Origin of the sequence: Microcoleus sp. F4-D5, assembly GCF_036704885.1 — a bacterium.
Classification (GTDB): Bacteria; Cyanobacteriota; Cyanobacteriia; order Cyanobacteriales; family Microcoleaceae; genus Microcoleus.
Genome location: NZ_JAUBSX010000136.1, coordinates 1 through 10,562, shown reverse-complemented (window position 1 = coordinate 10,562; position 10,562 = coordinate 1). Strand labels below are relative to the sequence as shown.

The window sequence follows — 10,562 nt, the reverse complement described above, 5'->3', positions numbered from 1 at the left end:
TGGCATCAATACTCTCAAATCTTTACCACCAAAGCTTGCCGGGTGGTGCGCCGCAGGCGCACCCCCTGAACGGTTACGTTTTAGCGAAGGGTTGTTTAACCCCTAGCCAACGGCAAATTATCCGCCGAGTACATAATTATTTGAAAATTCATGAAAATCATATTACTTATAAAAGTTTTGAAGCCGAAGCCATACCCAGAGGTTCTGGGATGGTCGAGAGTGCTTGTAAATGGTTAATCCAACAGCGCTTTAAGGGTGTAGGTATGCGATGGAGTTCTGAGGGATTTAATCACTTGCTGCATTTACGCCTAGCGTGGGTAAATGGTCGCTTCGACGACTTGTTTTCGGATGCGAACTTTTTTTCCAATTCTGGCTCCTCCCCCAACTTCTAGATGCGCCCAGTTTCGAGTGCTTATTTCTTGGTAAGCTTATTTACTCTGCCTGGAACCCAACAGCAGGGCTTTACATCTGACAATGAGGGTGAACGAGTTATACAACTTCTCACAGAACACCCACAGTGGGATAGAGGAAAAGGTTGGAAGAACATTTTAAATAATCTCCGTTTAGTTAGTTTACCTTTTATTTGTTTTAACCGGATTATTTTCTGGTTAAAGATATTTCTAATTCCACAATTATCTTTGGGATTTCCAAGGCTTATTACTTTGATGAATTTTCTCTCTCATCCTTTTCCTGATTCCACTCTATCGGTCGATTACCACTTTTCCTCTGCTTAGAGTGACAGAAGAGCGCTACCATGCTGTGCCTAGATTGTGAACCTTCTTTTTTGCTGTTACCCCGATTTATTGAGCGGATACCATTTTATCGACTACTTTAATCAAACAATGGCTAAACCTTTTAAGTGGACATATAAGGGCAAAGTTTTGGCTATTTAATGGTCTGTTTATTTCCGCCGCGCTGTACTAGCTAATTTACGATGATTACATTTAGGTCTTAGAACTTAACTACACAGAGGCTTTGAGTATTTTCGGAGATGTCTATTCGACTTTTTATCAACCTTAACCTGTCCTAAAACTAATCTTTGACTGGTCGCCCAAGCACTGACCATATGAATTGCTTTTTGCTCTCCTCGTCTGCAGATTTGTCTGCACGAAGCGATAAGTAGTACGACACAATTAATTACACAAAACTATGGGCTTACAAGCCTTGTCTAGTAAAAAATTAGCAAAAAATCACTGTGTAATTAGGGCTTGCTGAATAAGCGCCATCAGGTGGCGCTGCCTGAGTTTCGATCGCCAGAACGAGACTCAGGTGCAAGGAAAACAGATAAAATGGCACAGAACCCTTGCACCACCGTTGACACTCGTGTACCGAAAAGTTGACCCAGATGGCACCCTACCAGAAAGCTTTAATTTTCCTCATGGTGGAAAATTAGCCTCAGACAACCGTTGGGTAACGATGGCCCAACTTATTCCATGGTCGGAATTTGAATCAGAATATGCTCAAAATTTTGCCTCATCTATAGGAGCACCCGCTAAATCTTTTCGGATGGCATTGGGGGCATTAATCATCAAAGAAAAATTAGGGACTAGCGATCGCGCTCGCGGTAGAACAAATACGGGAAAACCCATACCTACAATACTTTATTGCTCTCTCATCTTACAGCAATGAAATCCCGTTTGATGCCTCTCTATTGGTTCATTTTCGACAAAAAATAAGTATCAATCTGGTCAATAAAGTGAATCAAAAAATGGTGAAAAAGCTCCGAGAAGCCACCACCCCTCAATCTGAATCAAATAAAAAAGAACCAGAAGAACCGAGTGACAGTGTACTCCGAGGAAAATTACTGTTAGATGCGACCTGTGCCAGCGCCGATATTACCTATCCCACAGACATCAGCATTCTCGATCGAGCCAGGATGCTCTCCAGAAAAGATTGTAGATATCCTATATAAATCGATTCAAGAACTCTGCCAGAAAAAACCCCGAACCTACCGGAACAAAGCACGTAAAGACTACCTATCCATTACCAAGCAGCGCCGACCGTCGCAGAGTAAAAAAAGAACGGCGATTAAAAAACAACTGCAATACATCAAAATAAATCTCTCTCATATTGAAAGATTAATCGAGTTAGGAGCTAATTTAAATAACTTGAGTAAACGGCAATACAAGCTGCTGCTGGTGTGTCATGAAGTTTACCGACAACAAGCATGGATGTACGAACACAAGACAAATAAAGTTGACGATAGAATTGTAAGTTTAACACAACCCCACGTTCGTCCCAACGTCGCGAGTAAAAGCAGGAAAACATACAGAATTTGGAGCTAAACTATCTGCGAGCAGCTTTGAAGGTTATGTATTTTTAGATCGAATTAGCTGGGACAACTTCAATGAGTCAGGAGACTTAATCGCTCAAGTAGAAGCATTTAAAGAATTCACAGGACATTACCCAGAATCGGTTCACGTTGACAAGATTTACCGCACGCTCGACAATCGAGCCTGGTGTCAAAAAAACGGAATTAGGATGAGTGGTCCGCCCTTAGGAAGACCGCCCGCTCACGTCAGTAAAGAGAAAAAAAAGCAAGCAGCAGAAGATGAAAGAGTCCGCCAAGCAATTGATGGAAAATTTGGGCAAGCAAAGAGAAGATTTAGCCTAGATCGAGTGATGGTTAAACTCGATAATACCTCTCTAACAGCGATTGCAATTACTTTTTTGTTGATGAATATTGTCGCCGGATTGAAAAGATTATTGTGGCTTTTTTTGTGTCAATTTTCATCAGTAACAATTGGTTGCGGGTCAGTGATAATCAAAAATTATGTGTGCGGGAGCAAACTCAAACAAAAACTTAACTTGTCGGCTTGCTCGAACTTGCGATCAAACTTTTTTTGAGTTTTTTTGACTTATTCAGCAAGCCCTAATTAGGGCTTGCTGGATAAGTGCAGAAAGGTTACACGGCCTGGTTATGCGCTCGTGCGATCGAGAGAAGTGTGCAAGATAAACAGGTAAAATAGTACAAAACCCTTGCATCACCCAGTGCGCTCGTGTACAGAAAAGCTGAGCTTGCCTCAAGTCCCCCATCCGAGTTTGAACTGCCCTTTGGAGGAAGGTTGTCATTAGACAACCGTTGGGTAAAAATGGCCGAACTAATTCCCTGGTCAGAGTTTGAAGCAGAATATGCCCAAAACTTCCCCACCGAAAAGGGCGCACCAGCTAAATCATTTCGGATGGCGTTGGGGGCATTAATCATCAAAGAAAAACTCGGAATTAGCGATCGCGCTCGCGGTAGAACAGATCCGGGAAAACCCCTATCTACAATACTTTATTGGTCAATCAAGCTACAGTAACGAGCTACCCTTTGACCCATCTCTATTAGTTCATTTTCGGCAAAGAATTAGTCCGAACCTAATTAATAAAGTCAACGAACGAATGGTTGAAAAAATCCGCTCGCTCAGCCCAGTTAAATCAGAAAAAAAAAAGGATTCGGACGCCCAAAATGAGTCACCCAATCGCGGAAAATTAATCATAGATGCAACCTGTGCTCCAGCCGATATTAGTTATCCGACCGACTTAGGACTATTAAATGGAGCTAGAGTTCATACTGAAAAAATTATAGACATTCTGTATAAACAAATTAAGGAAAAAATCCCTCAAAAACCAAGAACCTACCGTAATCTAGCGAGAAAAGACTACTTAGCAGTAGCTTGCGCAAAGACGACCCACCCGAAACAAAAAAAGACAGGCCATTAAAAAACAACTTCAATATATCAAAAGAAACTTGGCTCATATTGAACAGCTAATCGATTCAGGTGCAACCCTAGAAGGTTTAAATAAAAAGCAATATAAAACTTTGTTAGTCCTCACAGAAGTCTATCGCCAACAGCAATGGTTATTTGACAACAATAAACAGAGTATTGAGGATAGAGTAGTAAGTTTAAGCCAACCCCACATCCGTCCCAACGTCGCGAGGAAAAGCCGGAAAAAGCGTTGAATTTGGAGCTAAAATATCAGCGAGCTGCTTTGAAGGATATGTATTTTTAGACCGGATGAGCTGGGACAATTTTAACGAATCCGGAGACTTAAAAGCACAAGTAGAAGCCTATTGTAAATTTACAGGACACTATCCAGAGTCAGTTCATGCCGATCGCATTTATCGTACAAGAGAGAACCGAGCTTGGTGCAAAGACAAAGGCATTAGAATCAGTGGACCGCCTTTAGGAAGGCCTCCAACCAATATCAGCAAAGAAAAAAAGAAGCAAGCGTTGGAAGATGAGAGAATTCGCAATGCGATTGAGGGAAAGTTCGGGACTTGCGTAAACGAAGATTCGGTCTGAATAGAGTGATGGCAAAACTTGATAGTACTTCTGAAACAGTCATTGCGATTACTTTTTTAGTCATGAACCTTTCTACCTGGTGGCGCCGGGTTTTTTGTTTGTTTTTATGCCGTTCGGGGAAAACAATGCCTGTTTTTGGGCTGCACATAATCTGGGGTTATGCTTTACTCAGAATGAGGCAGGAAAAACTCATATTTAACTCGGCTTAAATATATCGAGCACTCCCGATCGCCAGAAAGCGATCGATTATTCAGCAAGCCCTAATTAATTCTGTCCAATTACTTAACAGTGTCATGTCTACAAATGCTGCAGACATTGTAGACAAGGTTGTAAGTTCAAGTCTTGACCCCGTGATGGAGCGGATGGCCGCCATTGAGGAACGGCTGGGAAAATTGAGGGCCCGAGCGATGGCAACGATGAATGGCGAGCGGCAGGAATTGAAAGCGGCCCACAAGCAACTTGCAGAATGCGACGGGGAACTGAATCAGTTACACGAGTGCAACGGCGATTTAGGGCTGAAGGTGCAGATGCTGGAGCAAGAGCTCAAGGAAGCGCGACGCTCACGGGAAGCAAATACAAACTCGGCTCCCATCGTCGCAGTATTTCCAAAAGCGGCCGACTTGCTCAACCAACTCAAGGCACGGCGCAAAAAGTCTGAGGCGGACTTGGCAGACGTGGAGACGCTCTTGGAAATACTTGACTCCCAGAGCTAGCCCGTGTCTGCCGAAAGGATGGCTGGATACCACCTGTCCCAGATTGGTGGTGTTGTGCATTTGTTGTGCGAAACAAATGCACAACAAATAAGCTTTGAGCCGCTCTCTACTTTGCGGTAAAGAACGGCTCAAAGCGTTGATGCTATTAGGTTTGCTTGACGGGTACGGCAGGACTTGAACCTGCGGCTCGCTGCTTAGAAGGCAGCTACTCTATCCAACTGAGTTACGCACCCAACTCTAAAATTGCTAACAACATTATTCTATCGGTGCAGTGTGCGATCGAGCAAGTAAATTATCTTACGACTTACGCAGAAATCGGTTTGAGGTACGAAAATACGGGGTGGAGCGCGATGGGTCGGGAAAAAAACCAAGGTGATGAGAGAGCCTGTTCCTTCAAGACTGTATCTCACAAAAGCAGGAGGGACTCGCCTGAAAACAGCATAGTTGTAAATTTACAATCCAAACTAGGTAGGACGTGAACTCGGGTAAAGTATTTAGAGGTGGAGTTGAAACCCAAATATTTGGTCGATGGGATCTCTTCAGAAATTAAGTCCGCGCTCAGACACGACAAGAGTCACAGGTGCTTTTTCGGAGATACCTATTGATTATGTTAATATTCGATAGTGCCAAAGCCTAAAACGCTGACCGCATAACCGAACAACCAGAGATTGCCCCCTGATTTTAGGCATGAGTTGAGCCACAATGACTAATTAGCTGATATTCAGTTATGTTTGCTAATATTCTGCTCGACTTGATATTTGAGAAAAATGTGGTAGAACTAGGATTGAAAGACTCAGGTGAAAATCCCTGATGGTAAGAAGCCTATCTATCAGCTTCCTCTACGGCATCAAAGCAAAACAGTCAATCGCCCGCTCGGCAAGAGCGCGAAAATCAAGCGTTGCCAGTACAGCAGTCGTAAATTGTGCGCGGGGGATTTTCCTTCGTGCATTGATTTATACGCCTAGGCTGAGAGACTATCTCAGCTCACATCTTTGTTAGCATTTGTTAGCAAAAAAGTATCGAAACGCTTGAGGAGAGAACCATCTCTGGGTGATCGGGAGCAATCCTGCTAATTTAAGTGGACTCGCTGAATCAAGAATCCCCTCGCCTTTAGGCATGGGGAGTGTCAAAAGCACAGCACCTCGGCCATGACAGGAGTCAAATCGCAGTGTCATGTTTATTCTGAAACGGCAGGATGTTGAAATAACCAATTTTCAACACCCAAAACGGGATCAACAAATTCCCATTCTCAATTATCAGGGGCAGACTTTTCGCCTGATCAGCGCCTTCAACGGCAAGCAAGCAGAAGACGCCAGAGCCTTGTGGCGGGACTTAACCGACAACCGAGGTAAAGCGTGCGTTCTGCTAGAAGAGCCGGATAGATATAGCGTCTGGGGAAAAGTCCGTTTAGACCAGCTTGCGGGTGAAGAACCGGCAGGTAATGAAGCAGCCAAGGCACCGCTGTTCGCGCAGGGTTGTCTGCTGCTTCTCCAAGCAGTTTACTTCGATGTAGAGGACCTTTTAGGCGCAAGGCAAGCCACATCGTTTCAGAAAGATATCGCCAAGGTATTTCAGCAGGGAAACTTCCCCCAGGCAGACTCCCCTGATGCGATCAAAAATTGGCTGACCGTTAGTCCCTTGCAAAATCACAAGGTGCCTCCTTGGCAAGAGCAGCATCTCAAGACCTTACTGCAAGAACTCCACCGTTTGGGCAAATCATATTTTGGCAATACGGACTTCGCTGAGGGAGTGAACGATGTACTCCAAGATATGTCAGCACCGGATCGGACTCAGTTTCTAGATTGGCTGAAACAATCAGCCCTCAACAAGTTGTGGATCGCAGCATAGAAAATCTTTGACAATTGCTCAGACAATTGGGGTGAGATAATTGAGCTTAGATAATTGCACTGTAGGGGTTACGCGATATACAGGTTGGGTTGCCAACTTGTATTGACCAACCAAATAGTTGATTCGGTTTGGATGCCATCTACGGTCGGGCAACTTAACTGAATTTCGATCGCACTCTCCAACCACAATCATTGATGTGAGTCGGGGAGTGCGAAAGCAAAAAAACAGATACAGCAACATTTGAGGGTATAATTTCAGAGATAGATTTGGTACTGTAAAAGCCTTAATGGTGGAACACATACCGTATTTCTATCATTATATTTCCGGGCAAAAGATCGACTGACGACTAATTCCTTGAATTAGTAAATAGATATTTGTCTTGCTTAGTCTTTCTAGAGTGTACGAGGGCAAAAGTCCCGACAACACGCTGAGGACGCCAGTTGTTCCGGGAGCGTCAGACAAAGGTTTTTTGGCGAAAGAATCCTCATCTACAATCAAAAATTGAGATGGGGTGCGTTCAACCGCTAGTTAGGTCTCGTGGAATCCCTATGAGTAGCACTTCAGAAAAGTCATCTACATCTCCATCTTTACTGTCAGCTCAGACCCTAGTGATTGCGGGTATTGTCTGGGCTGTAATGGCGCTGCTGTTCTTTTTGCTTTTCAGCGTCCCCCTCTCAGCAGAAGAGGGTTTACCGCTTTGGTATTCGATCGGCACTTATATTTTTGAATGCGGAGCATTCTTGGGAGCGGCTTTAGTCTGTTTTAGAAACTGGCAAAGCCCGCACATGGTCAGCGGGCGCAAAGTCTGGCTGGGCATTGGTCTGGGGATGCTGTTCTATTTCATAGCCAACGTGCTGTTCGGGATTTGGGAACTCTATTTCGGGTTAGACCCGGACGTGTCTCCAGCAGATGCGTTTTATCTGGGCAGCTATGTGGTACTGATCGGGGGCATGGTTCTAGCTGTGACTTCCAAGCGCCTGAATCTAGAAATTTGGCAGTGGGGTTTGTTAGCGGGAATTGCAGCCTTCGGGATTGCTGTAGCTATCTGGGTTGCTGCACCTGACTCTTGGAGGGCGCAGCTAGGAATGGCTCCGGCAGCTACCCAGGAAGTAGTGACAGAACCTGCACCAGCAACCAGTGCCAACGGAAAAGCGCCTGCTTTGGACAATGCGTCCAAGTTACAGGCAAAAGGAGCAGCAGCGATTGATGCTAAATCCGCACCAGAAGAAGCAGAAGCAGAAGCAAATACAGCTCCGGCATGGGTGATGGCACTGGACAAGCAACTCTCGCCTCACAAAAATGCAATCAATTTGTTTTACATCGTCGGGGACGTTTTTCTGCTGATTATTGCTACTGCACTGCTGCTGGCGTTTTGGGGAGGACGTTTTTCCCAATCTTGGAGGATGATTGCGGCTGCAACTTTTTCGCTTTACATCGCAGATATGTACTTTAAATGGCGCGATACTCAGGCTGAGGGTACTTATCAAAGCGGCAGTTTGCTGGAAGTCTTTTTTGTTTTCAGCGGCATCCTGTTCGCGATTGGAGCTATCTTGGAACATGACATCTCAACCCGTTCTCGCCAGAGCAGGCGCACTCGTCGCGCCGCGTAGCGATTGGAGGTTAGGGTTGCTTCGGCAAGTGATGGGGACGCGAAAGCTTTTTTACTCTTGTCGGCATCTCTCAACTTTATTAAATCGAAAAAGAAAAATCACTGTTCGCTGACCGCTAGCCTGCGTCTTTTCACGTCTTTTTGCTGGAAAACTTGGCATGACGCCTACAAAACTCTCCGATTCAGACAAACGGGAACTCCTCAGGCTGTACCGACAGTCGGACGAAAATACTATCACTCTGGCAAAGCGCTACGGAGTGAGCAGTTCGACTGTGAGGCGCATCCTTCAGGGCGCTTTGTCGGAGCCGGAATACGAATTTCTAGTCCACCAAAAACAAAAGCGTTTGTCCGATCGCAGCAGTGCTTCTAAACCGACAGAGGCTACTGCTGAGCCGTCGGAAGCCGATCGCGAAACCGATCCTGTAGCTGTCCCCCTGTCTGAGTCAGTCCCAGCCTCCCAGTCAGCCTCAAATTCGAGGCCGACGATCCGAAAGCGTTCTGGATCTGCCGCTGAACCAATGGGAGAACTCGAAACTCCAGGAACTGTAGAGTCGGATTTGGATGTTTCTGATTTGCCAGAAGCCCAAGCAGCCAATCTTGCCGATCGCAGCCACCGCGCTGTTGTGACTGGTGAACTAAAGGCAATGCTGCCACCCAAAGGGCTGCTGGCAGGTGAAGATTTTAGCGATTTCGATGGGGATGACGATGACGATGAAGACGATTTAGATGACGACTTCGACGAAGATTTAGAGGATGAAGACTCTCTGTTTGAAGGCGGTATGCTGGGATCGATATCGTCGGGCGAGTCGATCCTCTTCGAGGGCTTCGCTAACGAGCTTCGGGGCACAGGACTGATTCAAGTTTTGCCTTTAAGCGAAGCATCTGTACCAAAAATTTGTTATTTGGTGGTCGATCGGGCAGCGGAGTTAATCACCAGACCTCTAAAAGCTTTTGGCGAACTGGGTCAAATTCCGCCTGAGGAAATTCGCGAGAAAACCCTGGCAGTATTTGACAATCACCGAGTGGCCCGCCGATTTGCTACTCGCAATCAAAGAGTTTTCAAGATTCCTGACGGCAGGCTGCTGCAAAAAGCCGCTCCTTACTTGCTAGCCAAGGGAATTACTCGGCTGCTGATTGACGGCCAAGTGTATTCCATCTAAGGATTTAGCAATTAAGTTAATATTCTGCGGTGTTAGAGTCTTCTGAATTTGTCTGAAATTTAGGACGCGAGTTTTGGAAATCTGAAAGGTTCCACAGAGGTTGCAGCAGCGCACCGCCAATGAGTCCTGCACTAATGCTCATGGCCAATACTACTCCTACGGGTATTTGTATCGATTTAAAGAAGATAAAGTTTAAGGATACTGGGGCGGCGTTCTGCACTGAGATAATGCCGATCGCGCTTGATAAAATTGCTACTAAAAAACTAATGGCGAGCAGAGGAATTGTTTTCATAAACGGGTTGACAGGTTAATAATTTAACTTATATACTTGTTTTATAATCGAAATCTATATAAAATTTTTATTTTTGCAAACACCCCATTATTTAATAATATACAAGATTATCCGGATAAAAGTCAAGTAGATTCGGAAAAGATTTAGGAATTTTTTAAATTAATTAGGTTCTTCCTTACTTACCAGACATCTCCGAAAACACTCAAAGCCTCTGTGTAGTTAAGTTCTAGGACCTAAATGTAATCATCGTAAATTAGCTAGTGTGTACGATAAAACCAGACTTTGACATATTTATTATTGATAATAATGCCAAAATATTGAGTGAGCTGTGTTAATTTTAATCTGACCATTTCCCCGCTTTTCCTAATGGTAATATTCAGGCTCCTATTCAGGGTAAACGCATCTAAATTAATTTGACAAACACCTAAATTTGTGCATTGCTAAATAACTAAAAAAAGCTTCTAAAAATCATTAATTTTAACCACATTTAAGCAGATTAAATCAGAACCTTAAGATTTTCTAAACTTCTTAAAGCCGGATAATTTTCCTGATTAGATAGGTTTTAGATTTCGACCATTAACTGGCAGAGTTTAAAATTTTAACTAAATAATTATTGTCCATTGCCGCTCGATACCGTTTCATTTTTAGACT

The 10,562-nt window shown here is 44.3% G+C and carries 5 protein-coding genes, 1 tRNA gene and 3 pseudogenes; 7 read left to right on the top strand and 2 right to left on the bottom strand.

The genetic code is table 11. The annotated features are described in order from the left end of the window. The 4 genes and pseudogenes from QUA80_RS32245 to QUA80_RS32230 all read left to right on the top strand — a co-directional run. A pseudogene (locus QUA80_RS32245) lies at nt 1-392 on the top strand (hypothetical protein); the annotation flags it as partial. A gap of 931 nt (nt 393-1,323) precedes the next feature. Beyond that, a pseudogene (locus tag QUA80_RS32240) lies at nt 1,324-2,847 on the top strand (IS5 family transposase). A 152-nt stretch (nt 2,848-2,999) separates the two neighbouring features. Then, nucleotides 3,000-4,498, top strand: a pseudogene (locus QUA80_RS32235) (IS5 family transposase). A gap of 84 nt (nt 4,499-4,582) precedes the next feature. Next, a complete protein-coding gene (locus tag QUA80_RS32230) occupies nt 4,583-5,002 on the top strand; it encodes a hypothetical protein (RefSeq protein WP_333428989.1) in 420 nt (139 codons plus the stop codon). A gap of 159 nt (nt 5,003-5,161) precedes the next feature. Here the strand turns inward: QUA80_RS32230 and QUA80_RS32225 are convergent. Next, nucleotides 5,162-5,235, bottom strand: a tRNA-Arg gene (locus QUA80_RS32225). A 940-nt stretch (nt 5,236-6,175) separates the two neighbouring features. Between QUA80_RS32225 and QUA80_RS32220 the strand changes: the two genes are divergently transcribed. The 3 genes from QUA80_RS32220 (at nt 6,176) to QUA80_RS32210 (ending at nt 9,619) form a co-directional block, all read left to right on the top strand. Further along, entirely contained in the window at nt 6,176-6,850 is a 675-nt protein-coding gene (locus QUA80_RS32220; RefSeq protein ID WP_333339274.1) for an Npun_F0813 family protein, read from the top strand. A gap of 548 nt (nt 6,851-7,398) precedes the next feature. Beyond that, nucleotides 7,399-8,460, top strand: coding sequence for a hypothetical protein (locus QUA80_RS32215; protein WP_333428988.1), 1,062 nt, complete (start codon nt 7,399-7,401; stop codon nt 8,458-8,460). Nucleotides 8,461-8,617: 157 nt separating this feature from the next. Then, nucleotides 8,618-9,619, top strand: a complete 1,002-nt coding sequence (locus QUA80_RS32210; protein ID WP_333428987.1) for a hypothetical protein — start codon at nt 8,618-8,620, stop codon at nt 9,617-9,619. A gap of 16 nt (nt 9,620-9,635) precedes the next feature. Here QUA80_RS32210 and QUA80_RS32205 read toward each other — a convergent pair whose 3' ends face one another. Beyond that, nucleotides 9,636-9,911: a LapA family protein gene (locus tag QUA80_RS32205; RefSeq protein WP_333428986.1), complete on the bottom strand. Its 276-nt coding sequence runs from the start codon at nt 9,909-9,911 to the stop codon at nt 9,636-9,638. Nucleotides 9,912-10,562 lie beyond the last annotated feature (651 nt).